This is a genomic window from Amycolatopsis sp. A133 (genome assembly GCF_031082405.1).
GTDB lineage: Bacteria > Actinomycetota > Actinomycetes > Mycobacteriales > Pseudonocardiaceae > Amycolatopsis.
Map to the genome: position 1 here is coordinate 341,807 of NZ_JAVHJU010000057.1, position 18,853 is coordinate 360,659.

General features: G+C 72.5%; 16 protein-coding genes. 9 read left to right on the forward strand and 7 right to left on the reverse strand.

The window, feature by feature from the left end; all coding sequences use genetic code 11:
- Positions 1-184: 184 nt before the first annotated feature.
- Both Q5425_RS33990 and Q5425_RS33995 read right to left on the reverse strand, forming a co-directional pair.
- The gene (locus Q5425_RS33990; protein WP_308676451.1) at positions 185-637 is read right to left on the reverse strand and encodes a hypothetical protein; all 453 of its coding nucleotides are present in this window, start codon (positions 635-637) and stop codon (positions 185-187) included.
- 222 nt (positions 638-859) lie between these two features.
- Complete coding sequence (locus Q5425_RS33995; protein ID WP_308676452.1) at positions 860-2,494, reverse strand: phospholipid carrier-dependent glycosyltransferase; 1,635 nt, start codon at positions 2,492-2,494, stop codon at positions 860-862.
- A 188-nt stretch (positions 2,495-2,682) separates the two neighbouring features.
- On the opposite strand from Q5425_RS33995, the gene Q5425_RS34000 reads away from it, so the two are divergent.
- Positions 2,683-4,065, forward strand: coding sequence for an endo-1,4-beta-xylanase (locus Q5425_RS34000; RefSeq protein WP_308676453.1), 1,383 nt, complete (start codon positions 2,683-2,685; stop codon positions 4,063-4,065).
- Between the two features lie 50 nt (positions 4,066-4,115).
- Here Q5425_RS34000 and Q5425_RS34005 read toward each other — a convergent pair whose 3' ends face one another.
- Positions 4,116-5,309, reverse strand: a complete 1,194-nt coding sequence (locus Q5425_RS34005; RefSeq protein WP_308676454.1) for a helix-turn-helix domain-containing protein — start codon at positions 5,307-5,309, stop codon at positions 4,116-4,118.
- Between the two features lie 168 nt (positions 5,310-5,477).
- On the opposite strand from Q5425_RS34005, the gene Q5425_RS34010 reads away from it, so the two are divergent.
- Both Q5425_RS34010 and Q5425_RS34015 read left to right on the forward strand, forming a co-directional pair.
- Entirely contained in the window at positions 5,478-5,735 is a 258-nt protein-coding gene (locus Q5425_RS34010; protein WP_308676455.1) for a phosphopantetheine-binding protein, read from the forward strand.
- Complete coding sequence (locus tag Q5425_RS34015) at positions 5,732-6,979, forward strand: beta-ketoacyl-[acyl-carrier-protein] synthase family protein (protein WP_308676456.1); 1,248 nt, start codon at positions 5,732-5,734, stop codon at positions 6,977-6,979. Before Q5425_RS34010 ends, Q5425_RS34015 begins: the two co-directional genes overlap by 4 nt.
- A gap of 28 nt (positions 6,980-7,007) precedes the next feature.
- Here the strand turns inward: Q5425_RS34015 and Q5425_RS34020 are convergent, their stop codons facing one another.
- Positions 7,008-8,210, reverse strand: coding sequence for an IS110 family transposase (locus tag Q5425_RS34020; RefSeq protein WP_308676457.1), 1,203 nt, complete (start codon positions 8,208-8,210; stop codon positions 7,008-7,010).
- A gap of 225 nt (positions 8,211-8,435) precedes the next feature.
- Here Q5425_RS34020 and Q5425_RS34025 point away from each other — a divergent pair, with 225 nt between their 5' ends.
- From Q5425_RS34025 to Q5425_RS34045, 5 genes are read left to right on the forward strand one after another with little or no spacing between them, the layout of a single operon-like run.
- On the forward strand, positions 8,436-9,446 hold the full coding sequence (locus tag Q5425_RS34025) for a ketoacyl-ACP synthase III (RefSeq protein WP_308676458.1): 1,011 nt from the start codon (positions 8,436-8,438) through the stop codon (positions 9,444-9,446).
- 59 nt (positions 9,447-9,505) lie between these two features.
- Complete coding sequence (locus Q5425_RS34030; RefSeq protein WP_308676459.1) at positions 9,506-10,258, forward strand: glycosyltransferase family 2 protein; 753 nt, start codon at positions 9,506-9,508, stop codon at positions 10,256-10,258.
- Positions 10,255-11,436 carry a cytochrome P450 gene (locus Q5425_RS34035; protein WP_308676460.1) on the forward strand — a complete coding sequence of 394 codons (1,182 nt, stop codon included), beginning with the start codon at positions 10,255-10,257 and terminating at the stop codon, positions 11,434-11,436. Before Q5425_RS34030 ends, Q5425_RS34035 begins: the two co-directional genes overlap by 4 nt.
- The gene (locus Q5425_RS34040; protein WP_308676461.1) at positions 11,433-12,974 is read left to right on the forward strand and encodes a class I adenylate-forming enzyme family protein; all 1,542 of its coding nucleotides are present in this window, start codon (positions 11,433-11,435) and stop codon (positions 12,972-12,974) included. Before Q5425_RS34035 ends, Q5425_RS34040 begins: the two co-directional genes overlap by 4 nt.
- Positions 12,971-13,891, forward strand: a complete 921-nt coding sequence (locus tag Q5425_RS34045; RefSeq protein ID WP_308676462.1) for an NAD(P)-dependent oxidoreductase — start codon at positions 12,971-12,973, stop codon at positions 13,889-13,891. The genes Q5425_RS34040 and Q5425_RS34045 overlap by 4 nt, the downstream gene beginning before the upstream one ends.
- A 52-nt stretch (positions 13,892-13,943) precedes the next feature.
- Here the strand turns inward: Q5425_RS34045 and Q5425_RS34050 are convergent, their stop codons facing one another.
- Positions 13,944-14,318, reverse strand: coding sequence for a peptidase inhibitor family I36 protein (locus tag Q5425_RS34050; RefSeq protein ID WP_308676463.1), 375 nt, complete (start codon positions 14,316-14,318; stop codon positions 13,944-13,946).
- 16 nt (positions 14,319-14,334) lie between these two features.
- The gene (locus Q5425_RS34055; protein WP_308676464.1) at positions 14,335-14,655 is read right to left on the reverse strand and encodes a hypothetical protein; all 321 of its coding nucleotides are present in this window, start codon (positions 14,653-14,655) and stop codon (positions 14,335-14,337) included.
- Positions 14,656-15,065: 410 nt separating this feature from the next.
- Between Q5425_RS34055 and Q5425_RS34060 the strand changes: the two genes are divergently transcribed.
- The gene (locus Q5425_RS34060) at positions 15,066-17,798 is read left to right on the forward strand and encodes a BTAD domain-containing putative transcriptional regulator (protein ID WP_308676465.1); all 2,733 of its coding nucleotides are present in this window, start codon (positions 15,066-15,068) and stop codon (positions 17,796-17,798) included.
- On the opposite strand, the gene Q5425_RS34065 is transcribed toward Q5425_RS34060, so the two are convergent.
- Positions 17,782-18,810, reverse strand: coding sequence for a LysR family transcriptional regulator (locus Q5425_RS34065; protein WP_308676466.1), 1,029 nt, complete (start codon positions 18,808-18,810; stop codon positions 17,782-17,784). The two genes, Q5425_RS34060 and Q5425_RS34065, sit on opposite strands and share 17 nt — an antisense overlap.
- Between the last annotated feature and the right edge of the window lie 43 nt (positions 18,811-18,853).

Here is an 18,853-nt window from a genome sequence, read left to right on the forward strand (position 1 = left end):
GCACGCCGCCGGCCGAGGGGGACCGCCGGTCCACAGGCCGGCCGGTCACCATCGTTGGCAGGGGAGGGGGTTTCTGGCAAGCGGTCGAGGGTGGTCCCGGCGTCGCCGCTGGCGGGAGCCCGGCAGCGGCTGAAACTTTCACCTCGGCGAGCGGCGCAGGTCGGCTGCGGCGGCGTCCTTCGGGTCAGAAGCGCCAGATCAGCCAATGGCCGAGCAGCGTCGCAAGCTCCCCGAAGGACTCCCAATGAGGCCCTTGCACGATGCCCAGCGCCACCACGACGGCCATCGCCAGCCGGCGCAGGCTGGTGAAGAGGTTTCCGAAGATCGCCCATTCGGTTCGCACGAATACCGTCACCAACGCGACGGTGCTGGCGGCGAGCTTGCCCCAATCCCAGAAGCCGAGGCCTGCCTCCGCCACAACACGCGCGTAGGCCGTGGACAAGACGAACAAGGCGAAGAAGTACGCCACTCCGGCGCCACGGTAAACGGTCCCGACCACGTATCCCTGGTCGCTCGGCTCGGAGGCTTCCGTGGTGGAGTGGAAAGTCACGTCACCGTAGATGTCCCGTGCCTGTACGACATCCTCCGCGGTTCCGGAGAATTCGTTGAAGAAGTGCTCGTCTTGGTCTTCGTCCACGGCTGAACCATGCCCCTCGCCGTTTGCGAACCGTGTACGCCCCGGGTCGACGCGGTTCCACGGTAGCGCCCCGGCGGGCCGCTGGAGAGAACGGTGGGACAAGTGGTTCTTCTGGTGCCGAAGTGGTTGTGACAGATCCGTGACAGGCTCGCCCGATCGACGCCACTCCGTTGTGCACTCGGCGTCGAGCGCCACTGCGCTACCGTGGAAGCCCGGTTCGAGTCAGGGCCGCCGGTAGATGGTGATCGAGTGGCCCACCTCGTCGATCGGGGCGCTGCTGCCGATCAACGCCGCCAGGCGGCCGTCCGCTTTGGCGGCCGCCGAATCCGACACCACCAGCAGGCCGCGCACCTCCTCCGGGGGCACGGCGAACGGATCCGCCGCGGCGATCCCGTAGTACGACGGCACGCCGCTGCCCTTGTACACCAGCCAGATCCGCTCACCCGGGTACCGCTGCCGCAGCCGGTCGGCCAAGCGGCCCAGGTCCTGGCCCCAGTCGACGTTCGAGTCGTGCAGCCGGCGGTGGGTCGCCGATGGCCCGCCGAACGCCTCGTTCGCATACGGCAGGTAGTAGGGGAACGTCGCCAGCGAGCTGATCGCCGTGAAGCCGGCCAAGGCCGCCACGGCGATGTGCGCCCACCGCCGGCGGACGGCGACCACGCCGGCCGCCGCGATCGCCAGGAACATCGGGACGAAGAGCGCGTAGCGGACGCCGAGGTCGCGGCTGCCGGTCATGGCCGAGGCCAGCAGCACCGCCGCGGGGAGGAGGACGTACGGTGCCGCCGGGCGCAGCCGGGGGACCGCCACCATCGCCACCACGCCGGCCGCCCACAGCGCCAGCGTGCCCAGCGGCGTCTTCACCAGCAGCGCCGCCGGGAGGTAGTACCACAGCGAACCGACGTGGAGCCTGCCGAACAGGAACGTGCTCCACACCTGGTCCTCGAAGCCGAACTGGACGCGCATCCCGTCGAGGTACGGCTGAGGCAGCGGCAGGAGCACGGCGAGCGCGCGCACGCCGTGGACGGCCGGCATCCCCGGCGGCGGCACCCACCGCAGCCGGGGATCCACCGCGAGGTAGGACGCCCACACCACGGCGATCGCGAGCAGCGCCACGCCGGCGGCCGCCGCCAGGCCGAGCCCGAGGGGCCGGAGCGTCCTTTGTGGACCAGCGGGCCGCCGGACCGAGAGCGCGGCCAAGAGCAGCAGCACGGGGACCGCGGCGAGGGCGCTCATCTTCGTCGCCACGGCCGCACCCAGGGCGAGGCCCGCGAGGGGGAGGTAACGGCCGGGGCGGGCACGGGCCCGCCACAGCAGCCAGGCCGACGTCACCAGGAAACCGGCCACCGGCACGTCGAGGGTGGCCAGCGAACCGTGCGCGATGACGTCGGGAGAAAGCGCATACAGGGCCAGCGCCGTCACCCCGCCCGCACGGCCGGTCAGGTCGCGGGCGAACGCGAAGACGACCAGCCCGAACAGCAGCGTCAGCACCATCACCGGCAGCCGCGCGAGCAGCATCAGCCGGGCCGGGTCGCTGCCTCGCTCGTACAGCACGTGCCGGCCGAGCTGCGTCTGGTCGCCGTCGAACCCCGGGTCGGCCTGGGCGCCGGAGAAGGCCAGGCCGGTCGCGATGATCAGCTTGCCCAGCGGCGGGTGCTCGGGGTTGTACCGCAGGCTGTGCCGGTCCAGGGCGTGGACCGCCGTGCCGACGTAGACGGGCTCGTCGATGGTCGGGGTCTGCTCCACCGCCGCCGTGATCATCACGACCGCCATCTGCGCGAGCAGCGCGACCACGGCGAGCGCGAACAGCCACCGGCGGCCGGGGTGGTGTGCACCCGCCCGGAGCGCGTCGGTGCTCACGTCCTCGGGACGTCCGGCCGGTGCGGTGGTTGAGCCGGGGCCGGTCGACCGGCCGGCCGGTTTCCCCGGTGGTGGCGGGCGGCAGGTAATTTTCACCGTTCGAAAGTCTATCGAAACTTTTTGCGTGGCGTTCCGGTGGCGTGCTCTGCTGCTGGCAGTGGGGGCAACTTCATCGAAGGAGACCACGAATGGCGGGAATTTCGTCGGACCTGCGCCGCAGGCGCTGGTGGCGGTCGACGGCCACCCGGGTGCTGGCGGGCGTGGCGACCGTCGCCGCGACCGCGACGGTCCTGGTCACGGCGCCCGGCGCGGACGCCGCGGCCAGCACACTCGGGGCCGCGGCCGCGCAGTCCGGCCGGTACTTCGGGACCGCGATCGCCGGTGGGCGGCTGAGCAACTCGGCCTACACCACCATCGCGGCGCGCGAGTTCAACATGGTGACGGCCGAGAACGAGATGAAGCCGGACGCGACCGAGCCCAACCAGAACCAGTTCAACTTCTCGGCGGGCGACCAGATCTACAACTGGGCGGTCAGCCACGGCTCGCGCGTCCGCGGGCACACGCTGGCCTGGCACGCGCAGCAACCCGGCTGGATGCAGAACATGGGCGGCAGCAACCTGCGCAACGCCATGATCAACCACATCCAGAAGGTGATGGCGCACTACCAGGGCAAACTCGCCTACTGGGACGTGGTCAACGAGGCCTTCAACGAGGACGGCAGCCGCCGGTCGTCGAACCTGCAGAGCACCGGCAACGACTGGATCGAGGTCGCGTTCCGGACCGCGCGCGCGGCCGACCCGTCGACCAAGCTCTGCTACAACGACTACAACATCGACAACTGGAGCTACGGCAAGACGCAGGGTGTGTACCGCATGGTGCAGGACTTCAAGTCCCGCGGCGTGCCGATCGACTGCGTCGGCCTCCAGGCCCACTTCACCGGCGGCAGTTCGGTGCCGGGCAACTTCCAGCAGACGATCTCCAGCTTCGCGGCGCTCGGCGTCGACGTGGCGCTCACCGAGGTCGACGTCACGAACTCGAACACCTCGCAGTACTCGGCGCTGACCCAGGCGTGCATGAACGTCGCGCGCTGCGTCGGCATCACCGTGTGGGGCGTGCGGGACAGCGACTCCTGGCGGTCCAGCGAAAGCCCGCTGCTGTTCGACGGCAACGGCAACAAGAAGGCCGCTTACAACTCGGTGCTGAACGCCCTCAACGCCGGCGGCACGACGACGACACCCACGACCACCCCGACGGGTCCCACGACCCCGACGACACCCACCACCCCGACCACGCCCACGACCCCGGGCGGGGGCAGCTGCACCGCCAGCCTTTCGGCCGGGCAGTCCTGGGGTGACCGGTACAACCTGAACGTCTCGGTCAGCGGCTCGTCTTCGTGGACGGTCACGATGAACGTGCCCAGCCCGGCGCGGATCAGTTCGACCTGGAACGTCAGCGCCACCTGGCCCAGCAGCCAGGTGATGGTCGGGACCCCCAACGGCAGTGGCAACAACTTCGGTGTCACCATCATGGCCAACGGGAACTGGAACTGGCCCAGCGTCAGCTGCAGCTAGCTGGCCGGTGAAGGCCACCTTGAGGGAGCCGGACCTCCTCGAGGTGGCCTTCACGGCGTTTCCCGGGGGGCCATCAGGGCCAGGCGGCAGCACAGCTGGTGGCGGTCGTCTTCCAGCGAGGCGCCGGTGAGCTGCTCCAGCTTGCGCAACCGGTTGAGGACCGTGTTCCGGTGGCAGTACAGCAGTTCGCCGGCGCGGGTGGCGGAGCGGCCCGCGCGGAACCACGCCCGCAGCGTCTCCAGGAGCACTTGACGTTCTTCGTCGTCGAGGTCCAGGACGCGGCCCAGTACCTTCGCCGCCAGCCGCTGGGCCAGCCGCGGGCTGGCGGCCACCAGCGCCTCGGGCAGCCGGTCGTCGAGCACGGCCAGGCCCGGCGCGTCCGGCGGCTGGGTCTGCAGGGCGAGTTCGGCCAGCCGGTAGGCGATTCCGATCTCGGCCAGGCCGGCGACCTCGCCGGACATGCCCGCGCGGTGGTGCAGGTGCGGCGTCAGCAGGGCGGCCAGCCGGCCGGGGGCGACGCCGCCCAGTTCCAGCAGCCAGACGACCCGGTCCCGGTACGGCGCCACGGCCACGCGCACGCCCGCCGCCGCCAGTTCGGGCACCGGGGCCATCTCCTCGGCCGCCAGGTCGCAGACGACCAGCACCACGACGTACCGCCCGTGCACGGGCAACCCCAGGCCGGCTTCGGCGTCCGCGGCCACGGCGGGGTCGACGCCCCGGCCCTCGACGAGCACCCCGAGCAGCCGTTCCCGGCGCCGGTTCGCCCGCGTCTGCAGCTGGATCTCCCGCGACCGGTACCCCTCGACCATCGCCATCGAGACGCGGTCGGTCGCCTGCCACAGCACCATCACGCCGTCGACGAAGTCCGCCAGCTCGTCCGGTGACCGGCGGCGAGCCGCGGCGAGCAGCATGTCCCACAGCAGTTCGGTGCCCAGCCGGAACAGGTGCAGCACCGCTTCCAGGGGGACGCCCTGTTCGGCGCGGCGGCGACCGGTGGCCAGCGGGGCCGCCATCCAGTCCCGCCCTTCGTCCTCCCCGCCCATGAGCAGCAGCGCGCTGCGGGCGTTGTCCATGAAGGACTGCCGCATGTCCGACGGCGCCATCCAGTCACCGCGCCCGTAGAACGTCTTTTCCTCGACGGCACCCCGCTCGACGAGCCGGTCGGCGAAGGCCGGCAGCTCGGCGAGGACGGCGGTGGCCACCTCCCGGATGACCTTCCTGACGGCGTGCGGTTGCCCCGGCATCAGCCGACGATAGCGCTTCGGCCGGCTGGGCAGTTGCCGCGAACCGGTTGTGCGCGACGCACAGCCGGCCCCGGAACGGGCCGTGCGCGCGGTCGGCCGTCAGCTGTCGGTCAGCGCCCGTTGCCAGCCTCCCGGTATCTCCGCTCCACCCACCGTGAGAGGTAACTCGTGAGCCCTTCAGACGACATCGAGCGCACCCTGGCCCAGCTGATCGAGAAGGTGTCCGGCACCGACCCCGTGGCGATGTCCGCCGAACGCCCGCTGACCGGCCTTTCGCTGCGCGACGAGCTGGACATCGACTCGCTGGCGATGGTCGAGCTGACCGACGAGATCGAGCTCAGCTACGGCCTGACGATCCCGGAGGACGGCCTGCACCGGCTGCAGACCTTCGGCGACGTCGCCGACTACCTGCGCGCCGCGGCGTGACCACGCTGCCGCGCACCGACATCGAGGTCGTCGTCACCGGTGTCGGCGCGACCACGCCGCTGGGCGGCGACGTGCCCGCCACCTGGGCGGGGCTGCTCGCCGGCCGCGGCGGAGCGTCGGCACTGGACGACGACTGGGCCCGGGAACACCGGTTCCCGGTGCGCATCGCCGCGCGGCTGGCCGTCGAACCCGACGGGGAACTGGACCACGTCGAGCTCAGGCGGATGGACCGGGCCGAGCAGCTGGCCGTGATCGCGGCCCGGCAGGCGTGCCGGGACGCGGGCCTGGACGGCGACACGGTGGACCCCGTCCGCTGCGGCGTGGTGATCGGCACCGGGATCGGCGGCGCGACGACGCTGGTCGCCCAGCACGACGCCTTGCGGGAGCGGGGGTTGCGCGCGGTGTCGCCGCAGCTGATCCCGATGGTCATGCCCAACGGGCCGGCCGCGCTGGTCGGCCTCGCGCTCCGGGCCAGGGCCGGGGTGCACGCCCCGATGTCGGCGTGCGCGTCCGGGGCCGAGGCGATCGCGTGGGCCTGGCGGATGATCCTGGCGGGGGACGCCGACGTCGTGGTCGCGGGCGGGACCGACGCCTGCATCACCCCGGCCATCATGGCGGGCTTCACGCGGGCGCGTTCGATGAGCACCCGCAACACCAGTCCCGAGACGGCTTCCCGCCCGTTCGACGCGGGCCGGGACGGCTTCGTGCTGGGGGAGGGCGCCGGCATCCTCGTGCTGGAGCGGGCGGGCTTCGCCGCGGCGCGCGGCGCGAAGGCGTACGGCAGGCTGGCCGGTGCGGGCATGAGCAACGACGCCCACCACATCACCGCGCCGGACCCGGACGGCGCCGGGCAGGGCACCGCCATCACCACCGCCCTGCGCCGCGCGGGGCTCGGTGCCGGGGACATCGGCCACGTGAACGCGCACGCGACGGCCACCCCGCTCGGCGACCTGACCGAGAGCGCCACCATCCGGCGCGTCCTCGGCGACGGCCCGGTGGTCACCGCGCCGAAGGGCGCGCTGGGTCACCTGCTCGGCGGATCCGGCGCGGTGGAGGCGATCGCGACCGTGCTGTCGGTCCGGGACGGTCTGGTGCCGCCCACGGCCAACCTCGACGCGCTCGACGACCGGATCGGCCTCGACGTCGTGGCCGGCGACCCCCGCCGAGTCCCGCTCACGGCGGCGATCAGCAACTCGTTCGGCTTCGGCGGGCACAACGTGACGCTGGCGTTCACCGGTGTCTAGAAAGGACTTCCCCATGGGGATTGTCAAGTCACGCAGCCGCCGGGATCGGGGGTGAAGCGTGGTAGCGGGAGCCATCGCGGAGCATGGCCCACAAGACGTTGAGGCGTCGGCGGGCGAGGCAGAGCAGTGCCTGTTCGTGTCGTTTTCCCTCGGCTCGTTTGCGTTGGTAGTAGGCCTTGGAGATGGGGCAGGCCGGCAGGCTGGCCATGGCGGCGAGGTAGCAGGACCTGAGCAGGCCCCGGTGGTAGCGGCGAGGGCGTCGCAGGTTGCCGTGAACACGACCGGAGTCGCGGGGCACGGGCGCGAGCCCGGCGTAGCCGGCGAGACGGTCCGCCGAGCCAAACGCAGTCATCTCGCCACCGGCGGCGGCGAGGAACTCCGCAGCAAGAGTCGGCCCGAACCCAGGCAGGGTGAGCATCACTTCGGCGTGACGGTGCCGGCGAAACCGCTCTTCGATCATCGCGTCGATCTCCGCGATTTCGGCGTTGAGGGCGATCACCCCCTTGGCCAGCCGCTCGACCATCGCCGCGGCGAGCTGCTGCCCGGGCAACGTGGTGTGCTGCGCGTCGGCGGCTTGGATCGCCAGGTGCGCGACGGTGTCGGCGTTGCGGGCCTTGCGGTGGCGCAGCCACTGGGCCAGGCGCTGCTCGCCCAGCCCGCGGATCGCGTCGGGGGTCTGGTAGCCGGTGAGCAGCAGCAGATGTCCTTTGCGGGACAGGTCAAGGCTGCGTTCCAGCGCGGGGAAGTACTCCAGCAACTGGTGGCGGATCCGGTTGATCGCCCGGGTACGGTCGCAGACCAGGTCAGTGCGCCGGTTGGTCAGGGTCCGCAAGTCGACGGCGATCTCGTCTCCGGCCCGCAGCGGCCCGAGATCACGGCGGATCCGGGCCTGATCGGCGATGACGAACGCATCCTTGGCGTCGGTTTTGCCTTCACCCCGGTAGGTTCCGGCGGCGCGGTGGACTTTCAGCCCGGTGATGTAGACCAGCTGCTGGTCATGGTTGACCAACAACCCGATCAGCAACGCAGCACCACCACAGTTCAGATCGATCGCCCACAGCGCGTCGGCGTCGATCGCGAGAACGTCGGCCATCAGGGCCAGCAGCTCGGTCTCGTCATTGCGGACACGCCGCGACAGCAACCGCTCACCGTTGTCGTTGATCACCACGCAGTGATGGTGTTCCTTGCCGATGTCCACGCCGGCCCAGATCCGGGGCACGACCACCTCCATCGCTCGAGCTCACCACGTCACCCACAGACGACCACGCCGACACTGTCCTACACAGCGATCACATCGCATATCCCCATCAGCGGTCGTGCCGTCACGGGAACTCAGGCGGCCAAGTCCTTTCAGCCTTCACCACCGGCGTGACCATGCAAGCCATACCTGAGCTCCAGGGCCCACCGATCCTACGAATGACCAGTACAGACCCAACGAGAAAGGTAGGACAGTGCCATGCACGTGGCGATCGGCGGTGTTTCCGCCCACCTGCCCGCGGCCCTGGTCGCGGACCGGGAGATCGAGGAACGCATCGACCGCGAGAGCCCCGGCTTCACGCCCCACCCGGGTGCCATCGCCAAACTCAGCGGGATCCGGACGCGGCACCGGGCCGCCGACGGTGAGCTGGCCTCCGACCTCGCCGTGGCCGCGGCCGCGAAACTGCTGTCCGAGGCGGGCCTGGGCGCCCACGAGGTGGACCTGATCGTGTTCGCGTCGGCCTCGCAGGACCTCATCGAGCCGGCCACGGCGCACGTCGTCGCGGCCAAGCTCGGCGCGTCCTGCCCGGTGTTCGACGTCAAGAACGCCTGCAACAGCTTCCTCAACGGGATGCAGGTCGCGGAGGCGCTCATCCTCGGCGGGCAGTACCGCCGCATCCTGGTCTGCACGGGCGAAACCGGCTCCCGGGTGGTCCGGTGGTCGGTCGCGGACCGCGCGCAGTTTGTGGACTCCCTCGCCGGCTACACCCTTTCCGACGCCGGTGCGGCGATGTTGCTGGAGTCCTCGCCCGGGCCCGGCATCTTCTACCGGGACTTCTCGGCGGACTCGTCCTGCTGGGACGTCAGTTCGATCCCGGGGCACGGCGGCGCGAACTCCCGCGACCCGGTCGCCGACGGCTACATCCGGGGCGACGGCCGCACCCTGATGGAGTCCGTCGTGCGCGGCATCCGGCCGCAGCTGGACGCCGCGCTGGCCCGCACCGGGCTCGGCCGGGACGACTTCGCGCTCTACTGCGTGCACCAGGTCGGCCTGCCGCACCTGCGGGTGTTCCTCGAGTGCAGCGGAGTGCCCGAGGACCGGCTCGTCGTGACGATCGCCGACCACGGCAACGTCGCCTCGTGCAGCCTGCCGCTGCAGCTGAGCCTGGCGCTGGAATCGGGCCGGTGCGGTCCCGGCGACAAGGTCGCGTTCATCGGGCTGGCCGGCGGCGTGAGCGTCGGCACTGTGTTCGCGGAGCTGCCGTCATGACGCGGCCCGCTTTTCGGGGGTCCGGGTGGCGAAGCCCCCGGCCCGGGGCGAAGCCCCGGTTGTCGCTGTGGGTAATCATCCCCGCGTACAACGAGGAAAAGTGGATCGAGGGGCCGCTGCGGTCGCTCGCCGCTCAGCGCCACCGCGACTTCACCGTGCTGGTGGTGGACAACGCGAGCACCGACGCGACCGCCGAGGTGGTCCGCTCGTTCGCCGCCGCGCACCCCGAGATGGACGTGCGGGTGATCGGCGAACCGCAGAAGGGCACCGGAGCCGCCTGTGACACCGGCATGCGCCAGGCCATCGCGAACGGGGCCACCCACCTGGCCCGCACCGACGCCGACTGCCTCGTCGCTCCACAGTGGACGGAAGCCGTCCTGCGGGGCTTCGCCTCCGGGCTGGAACTGGTCGGGGGCCGGTTCAAGGCGCGCACCGACGACTTCGCCGTGCCGAGGGCGGAGCGGGCCGTGCTGGCGTTCCTGGTGGCGTTCGGCGGGTACGCCGCACGGTTCCGCCGCGCCAACCGGGGGCCGGCGTACCTCGGGCCGTACCTGTTGTGCGCGGGCGGGAACACCGCCATCACCGCGAGCCTGTACGAGCGGTGCGGCGGTTATCCCCGGACGTGCATCGAGGAAGACCACGAAGACCGCACCCTGGTGAACCGCGTCCGGTGTGTCACCCGCGCCTACGGGCGGCGGCGGGACATGGTCGTGTACTGGTCGCAGCGGCGGACGAAGGCGTGGGGCATCCGCAACACCTTCGCCTGGTACACCCGCCACGGCTACCGCGGTGAAACGGTGGACGTGCGATGAGGGCGGGCGCGCACGAGCTGCGGCTGCAACTGGCGGCGCACCCGCTCGCGTACCCGGTGGTCCGCGTCCTCGGCCGGCTCGGTCCCGTGGTGCGGGTACCCGGGCTCGGGGTCGTCGTGAACGAGGCGGCGGCGGCCCGGGAAGTGCTGACCGACACCGGGACGTTCCGCAGCGGCGGCGGCACCGAGGCGGACCTGTGGACCCCGGTCTTCGGCTCCTCGATGCTGGTCAACATGGACGGCCCGGACCACCGGGCGATGCGGCGCAAGCTCGCCGAGTTCTTCACGCCCGCCTACGTCCGGCGGCTGATCGAAACCGCGTGCACGGAGCCACTGGCCCGGACGGCCGAGGCCCTGCGCAGTGGCCGTCCGGTGGACGTCGTGCGCACGACGAAGATCGTGGCCGGGGCCGTGACCAGCGCGCTGGTCGGGTTCACCGTGACGGGGTCCACGGCGGAGCGGGAGGCGGCGTACCTGCGGATGACCGGGCAGGCCACCGAGATCATCGGCTTGGTCAAGCTGGGCAGGCTCAGCCTGACCGACCGGCAGATCGCCCGGGCCCGCGCGATCGTCGCGGACCTCGGCACCACCACCTCGCTCGCCTGGGAAAAGGGTGACGAGAACACCGCGGTCGGCCGGATGCGCAGCTTCGGCCTGACCGAAGCCGAGGCGCGCGGGCTCGCGTCGGCGTTCCTGATCGCGGGCACCGAGACGATCACCAGCCTGCTGCCCCGGATGGTGGCGGTGCTGCACGACCACGGGGAGCTGGCCCGCGTCGCCGAGGCCCACCGGCACGGTGACCAAGAACTCGTGGCGGCCGCGATCAACGAGACGGCCCGCCTGATCACCCCCGCGCCGATCATCCTGCGCAACGCGGTCCGGTCCGGGCGGATCGGCGGGGTCGGGGTGCGTGCCGGCGACCGGATCGTTTTGTCGACCCTCAACTGCGCCAAGGCGCACGGCGGGTTCGACCTCGGCCGCGCGCACCCGCCGGAGCTGCGGCGGCTGTGGTTCGGGGCGGGCCCGCACTTCTGCCTCGGCTACCCGCTGGCCATGGCCGAGATCCACGCCGTTCTCGGCACGCTGTTCGACAGCGCGCCGCTGCGGATCACCGCACGCCGGGCCGAACCCGGGGTGCTCTTCCCCGCCTACCGGCGACTGGAGGTCAGCCGCGCATGACCGATTTTGTGACCCGATTCCTGACCGAAGCGGCCAGGCGGCCCGGCGAGGTGGCCGTCATCGACCCGGACGGCACGACGACGACCTTCGGCGAACTGCGCCGCCGCGCGCTCGCGGTGGGCGCCGGGCTGCGGGCCGGGGGACTGAAGCCCGGGGACGGCGTGCTGTTCGCCGTCCGGAACTCGGCCACCGCCATCAGCCTGTTCCTCGGGGCGCTGCAGGCGGGCGCCGTACTCATCTCGGCGGACACAGCCGTCGGCCCGGCCCTGGTGTCGGCGCGGCTGCGGGCCTACCGCCCGCGCTGGCTGATCGCGGAGTCGCTGTTCTACACCGCCAGCGTGGTCGGGCCGGCCCGCACCTACTGCCGGCGCCGCGGCTGGCCGGTGCCGGATCTGCGGCAGCCGATCGGCGATCGGAACATCCGGCACGTCCACATCGGACGCCGGCTGCCGGGCGTGCCGCGCTCGGCGTGGTCGCTGAAGGACCTCCTCGGCCGCGCCCCGGCGGCGGGCCCGGCCCCGGACCGGGACGGGGACGCACCCGCGCTGATCGTGTTCACCTCGGGCACGACCGAGCAGCCGAAGGGCGTCGTGCACTCGCTGCGGTCGCTCACCTCGGCGGTGACGATGCTGGGGGAGCACCTGCCGTTCGCGCCCGGGGACGTGCTGCACGCCGACGGCATCATGGCCGGCCTGCCCGCCTTGCTGGGCGGGGCCCGGCTGTCGCTGCCGAAGCCGTCCGCACCGCCGGAACGCTTCGCGCAGGACCTCGTGGCTCGCCGGGTGACCCACGCCTACGGGGTGCCGGTGCACCTGGCCGAGGTGTTCGCCGTCCTCCCGCGGTGGCCCGGGCACGTCCGCCGGCTGGTGCTGGGGTCGGCGCCCGCGGCAGCCGCCGTGCTGCGGCAGGCGATGGCCGCGGTGCCCGGCGGCGAAGTGCTCTCGATCTACGCGATGACCGAGGCGATCCCGCTCGCCGTCGCCCGCGCGCAGGACAAGCTGGCGCACCTCGAGCGGGGGCTGCCAGGTGATCTGCTCGGAACGCCGTCGCCCGGGGTGACCGCCCGGATCGCCGCCGACGGCGAACTGCTGGTGTCGGCACCCAACGCCTGCCTCGGCTACCTCGGTGCGCCACCGCTGACCGAACTGGCCACCGGCGACCTGGCCCGGCTGGACGGCGACGGCCGGATCGTCATGACGGGCCGCAAGAAGGACATGCTCATCCGGGGCACCTACAACATCTACCCCGGCCTGTACGAGCCGTCGATCGCGCTGCTGGCGGGCGTCCGGGAGGCGGCGATGGTCGGGACCCCCGATCCGGTGACCGAGGACGAGACCGTGGTGCTCGCGGTCGTGCCCGAGCCGTCGGTGGACCCGGCCCGCCTCGTCCGGCGGCTGCGCCGGCAGCTGCCGGCGCTCATCGACGCCGAAGCCGTGCCCGATCGCATCGTCGTCCTGGCGGAACTGCCGCGCTCGGGCCGGTCCCGCAAGCTCGACCGGGGACGCCTGCGCGAGCTGATGACCGCGAGGAGGCCGTGAGGCTCGCGGTGACCGGCGCGACCGGGTTCGTCGGCGGCGCGGTCTGCCGGGCCGCCGCGGCGGCGGGCTGGCCGGTGACGGCCTTCGGCAGGCGCGCGGCGGCGGACGCCCGGCACGTCGGCGGGGCCGCGTACCGCGCGTGGGACATCACGGCGGCCAAGCTCGCCGACCCGCCCGACGTCGACGCGGTGGTGCACTGCGCGGCGGCCGCGACCGACACCGGCGTGGCCCGCGAGGTGTGGCGGACCAACCTGCTCGGCACCCACCACGTGCTGGCGTCGTTCCCCGGGGCCCGCATCGTCCACGTCAGCAGTGCCAGCGTGTACGACCCGTACCGGCCGACTGTGCGCGCGAAGGAGCACGAAGCCCCGGTGAGCCGCTACCTCAACGCGTACGCGGCCGCCAAGGCCGCGGCCGAACAGCTCGTGCTGGTCATCGCGCGCGAGGCGATCGTCCTGCGGCCCCACGCCGTCCACGGCGCCGGCGACCCGACCCTCCTGCCGCGGCTGCTGGAAAACGTGCGGGGGAACCGGTTGCTGGTCCCCGGCACCGGCCGGGTCCTGGTCAGCATGACCGCGGTGGACAGCCTGGCCCGTGCCTGCCTGCTCGCCGCGGCCACCGAAACGGTGCGGTCGGGGGTGTTCAACATCGCCGACCGCGCCCCGGTGACGATCGACTGGGCCGTGCGCGGCCTGCTGGCCTCGGCGGGCGTCCCGGCGCGACCGGCGTACGTGCCGGCCGGCCTGCTGTCCCCGCTCGCTCGCGTGTTCCCGCGCGGACGGCTGAACCGGTACGTCATCAGCCAGTTCGCCGTGGAACGCACCCTGGACCTCACCGCGGCGATCGACCGGCTCGGCTTCGAGCCGGTACCGACGGTGTTCCCGCCGCCGGTCCCGCCGCCGTTCCCGCCGTCGTGAGGTGTGGCAGGTGCGGCGCTGGGTTTCCGCCGCACCTGCCACGAGACCGGCGTCAGCACACGTGGATGCCGTCGGTGGTCCGGATCGGGAAGTTCACCACCGGGATGAACTCCGGCGCCCGGGACGTGTCGAGCACCTCCCAGTGCCGGGTGTCGGCGTTCCAGTTGTTGAACACGGTGGTCGCGCCGGGCGACTGGTTGTTCTTGAACGACTTGATCCGGTCGCTCCAGCCCATGGCGCCGATGTTTTCCCAGCCGCACCTGATGAACTGGAGCTTGGCCCCGTTGTAGTTGAACCCGTCCCACACGCAGAGGTAGAGGTACGGGCAGTTCGCATCCGCGCTCGCCGTGGCCGGCGCGGCGACGAACGACGCCGCCAGTAACGCCGTGGCGACGAACGGGGCAGCGATCTTGCGGGCGATCTTCACAGTCTTTCCCCCTCGCTCAGTCGATTCCCACCGCGATGTTGCCGCTGAAGTAGCCGCTGCCCGCGTAAGCCCACGAAATCCTCGGGGCGTCGACGACCGGGCCGCCGATCGTGGTGCAGCCGCGCTCGTTGCACGCGGTTCCGATCACGTGGTACCGGCCGGACTTGCAGGACACGCCGACCGACTTGCCGTCGGCGGGGCGGTACGTCGTGCATTCCGCGGCCACCGTTGCCGTCGCCGCGCCGGCGCTCACCGGCGCGACGCTCCAGCAGATCCCGCTCGCCGCCCCGGCGAGCACGAGCGCGCCCGGCAGGATGGTCTTCCATCGGTTCCCCATGGGTGTTCCCCTCCCGTTGCCGCGGGACCACCGCCGGTGCGGCGACCCCGCGAGACACCGACAGTAATGCGGGCAACCGGACCGGAACCGGCACCCGACCGGGCCGGGAGAGGCAGCGACGGGGGCGGCCCTGACCAGGAGTTTCCGTGGGGCGTGAAACGCCGGAAGCCATGATGTCAGCGGCACTTTTGCCGGTGCCGCGCCGAGACTCCCGCGGGTCGGGAGCGGTCCCGGTGGAGGGCGCGACCCCCAATGACGCGCCCGCCACCGGGTCGCCCCGGCAATCCCCCTCTTCCGCCGTGCCCCTAGGGTTCCGGAGGCCGTCCTCGTTTCGTCCTCGCGCCGGCATTCGCCGCTTCACCTGCGCGTTCCGGAGCCCGGGCGCTAGCCTTGCGGTCGAGGGGGATGCGATGAGGTTCCGGATTCTCGGAACGCTGGAGGTGCAGGCGTACGGGAGCCGGGTCCATCTGGCGAGCCCGCGCCAGCAACGGGCGCTCGCCGCCCTTCTGCTCAACCCCGGCTCGGTCGTCCCGGTGGAGCGGATGATCGACGCGCTCTGGGAGGACGAGCCGCCGGCGACGGCGGTGAAGCAGGTGCGCAACTGCGTCTCCGCGCTGCGGGGCCGGCTCGGCGAGACCGGCGGCATGATCGTCACCGACGGCCCCGGGTACCGCCTGCAGATCGACGCCGACGAGCTCGACTCCCTTCGCTTCCGGCGTCACGTCGCGGCCGCGCGAGGACTCGCCGGGCAGGCGAAACTCGTCGACGCCGTCGAAGAAATCCGCACCGCGCTCGCCCTCTGGCGCGGCCCGGCGCTCGACGGGCTGCGCACGACCACGCTGGCCGGCCGGGCCGCGCTGCTCGACGAACAGCGCGCCGACGCCGTGGAACTGTGTGCCGAATGGCGGCTCCGGCTGGGCGAAACGGCGGAGGTCGTCCGCGAGCTGACCGAGTTCTGCGGCGAGCACCCGACGCGCGAGCTGTCGCACCTGCTCCTGATGCGCGCTCTCGCCAAAGAAGGGCGCTACGCCGAGGCCTCGACGCTGTTCCACGCCCTTCGCCGTCGGCTGGCCGACGAGCTGGGCGTCGATCCGAATCCCGACCTGCGGCGGCTCCACGAGCAGATCCTGGCCGAGGCGGCGCCCACCGAGCCCACCGAGCCCACCGAGCCCACCGAGCCCACCGACCCGGACCCCGGACCGGCGCCGCACCACCGGTTCGACCGCGCCGTCACCGAACTGGCCGAAGCCGTCACGTGGCAGTGGCGCGCCGAAGCCGAGCTGCGTTCGCTGCACCGGCCGCAGCCGATCATGCTGCGCTGGTCGGCGGCCGCGCGCCCGGGAAAGCCGCGGCTGCGGGGCGACCTCGACGACATCGCGGAGGCGTTCACCGGGTTGCCCGTGCGGCAGCTGGTCGTCCTCGGCGATCCCGGCTCCGGCAAGTCGGTGCTCGCCCTGATGCTGACGCTGGAGCTGCTGCGCACCCGCGCCCCGGACACCCCGGTGCCGGTCCTGTTGTCGCTGGCCTCGTGGGACCCGCGGCGGGACCACCTCGACCGGTGGCTGGCGAGCCGGCTCGCCGAGAACCACCCGGCCCTGCTCAACGCCCGGGAGTACGGGACCGGCGCCCCCACCCGGCTCGTCCTCGGCGGCCACGTCGTGCCCGTCCTCGACGGCCTCGACGAGATGCCGGCCGACCTGCGCGTCGCGGCGCTCGACGCGCTGGACCAGACCATGTCCGCGGGCCGCTCGCTCGTGCTGACCTGCCGCTCCGCCGAATACGAGCAGGTGGTGCGCGAGTCCGGCCCGGTGCTGAACGCCGCCACCGTGGTGCGGCTGGAACCCGTGGACCGGCAGGAGGCGATCACCTACCTGACCGCGCGGGAAGCCGCCGGTGGCGACCGCTGGCGCCCGGTGGCCGACCGGCTGCGCCGGGATCCCGGCGCGGCACTGGCCCGGGTGCTGCGGACGCCGTTGATGGTCGACCTCGCACGGATCGGCTACGGCCGGGCCGGCGCCGATCCCGCCGAACTGCTCGGCGCCGAAGACGCCGGAACCCTCGAAGGGCAGCTGCTCGACTCGTTCGTCCCGAACGCCTACGCACAGGTGCCGCAGCCGCCCGGGCGGAACCCGAAGACGAGCCCGACCGGGCGGTACACCGCGGAGCAGGCCACGCGCTGGCTGGGCTTCCTGGCCCGCCACCTCGAACGGACGCGCAGCCGCGACCTGGCCTGGTGGCAGCTGTACCGCGCGGTGCCCGCCACGACCCGGTCGGGCCTGGTCGGCGTGCTGATCGCGGTGTTCTTCGTCGCGACCGGCTGGCTCGACGACGGCCCGGCGCTGGCGGCCGTCTACGGCCTGTCATTCGGGGGCGCGGCCTACCTGACCCACCGCTTCGGGCGGCCGCCGGAGCCGTTGCGCACCGAGCTGCGTTTCGCCGGGGCCGCCCGGAAGTTCGCCGGCCGCTTCGCGATCGGTGCGGTGGTGGGTGTCCTGCTCGGCCTGGGCTGGTCGCTGGCCACCGGCCTGGTCGTGTTCCTGGCGCTGGTGTTCGGCCTGGTGTTCGCGGTGCACGTGTGGCTGGCGGAACCGGTCGACGCGAGCCGCGTGTCGAGCCCGGGGACGATCCTGCGCAACGAACGCACGGGCGCGATCGCGTTGTCCGTTTCGTTCATGGTGTCAGTGGGGCTGTTCGACGGGATGGCGTTCGCGTTCACCGCCCAGACGCGCTTCCTCCCGGTACTGGGCGGCCGTTACGACGTGGCACTGGCCATCGCCGCCGGCCTGGCGGGGGCGGCGTTCGGCTTCTTCATGGCCCGCGGCGTGGCGGCGGTCTGCTACGGAGTGGCGGCCGCCATCGCGGGCGGCCAGGTGTTCCCGGCGGCGACGAGCCCGGTGCTGCCGATCGTGGTCGGCGTGTGTTTCGGCGTGGGCATCGGCCTGTCGGTCCTGGTGACCCGGGCGTGGGGCAACTACTTCGTCCACCACGTGTGGCTCGCGGCCACGGGCCGCCTGCCGTGGCGGCTGATGCACTTCCTCGACGACGCGCACCGCCGCGGAGTCCTGCGCCAGACCGGTGGCGTGTACCAGTTCCGCCACGCCCGGGTCCAGGAGCGGCTGGCCGCCCTCAGGGATGACGTGTAGGAGCGTCGTCGCGGTTCTGGCGTTCGGCCTCGGTCACGGCGCTTTCGGTCACGCCGGCGACGGCGAGGTCTTCCGGTGGTGCCCACAGCGGTGCACCGCCGGCCCGGTCCGGGTGGAGCCAGTGGCGCCGCCCGGCGGTCTCGTGGGCGATCGCCAGGAACGCCTGGACCGCTTCCGGTTCCGCCCCCTCCCGCCACGCCAGCGACCACGGGTAGACCGGCTGCAGTTCCTGCGGCCGGTGGGTCGGCACGCCGAGGTCGGCGTAGCGCCGGGCGTAGCTGTCGAACTCGAGCAGGTACGCGCTCCCGGTCGCCCGGGCCACGGCCGCGTGGCACGTGTCGAACGTGCCCGGGTTGCCCAGCCAGCGCAGGGCGAGGCCGGTGTGCTGCTCCAGCGAGCTCAAGTACCGGCCGTGCACGTTGTACAGCGCCGAGCCCGGCGCGTCCGCGAAGACCTCGAGGGGCCGCTCGTGCACCGACGCCGAGGCCCGGCGGGGGTCGCCGGGACGGCCGACCAGCCGGAACGGCTCCAGCCGCAGCAGCGCGTGCTGCCAGCCGGCCGGGTGGGCGGCCTTCAGCGCGCTCGTCACGCGGACGATCGCGACGTCGAGGTGGTCGTTCAGCAGCGCCGTCAGCTGGCGGGCGCTGTCCATCTGGCTCTGGACGAGCTGGATGCCGGGGTGGGCGGCGTGGAACGCGTCGGCCACCACCCGGCTCGTGTCGAGCTCGAAGATGTGGGCGATCCGCAAGTGGTGCGGGGCGGGTTCGCGCAGCATCTGGTCCGCGGTGGCCAGCAACTGCCGGGCCAGCTGCAGGAACCGGTCGCCGCGACGGGTCAGGGCGACGTGGCGGCTGTCGCGCACCAGCAGGGCGCCGCCGACGTCGGCCTCGAGCTTGCGGATCTGCTTGGACAACGCCGGCTGGCTGATGAACAGCTTGGCGGCCGCGCGTCCGAAGTGGAGTTCGTCGGCGACGGTGACGAAGTACCGCACCAGCCTGAGGTCGAGGTCCATGCGGGCCTTCCGCGCGAAGGGGGTGGAGGCAGTGCGCCGCCAA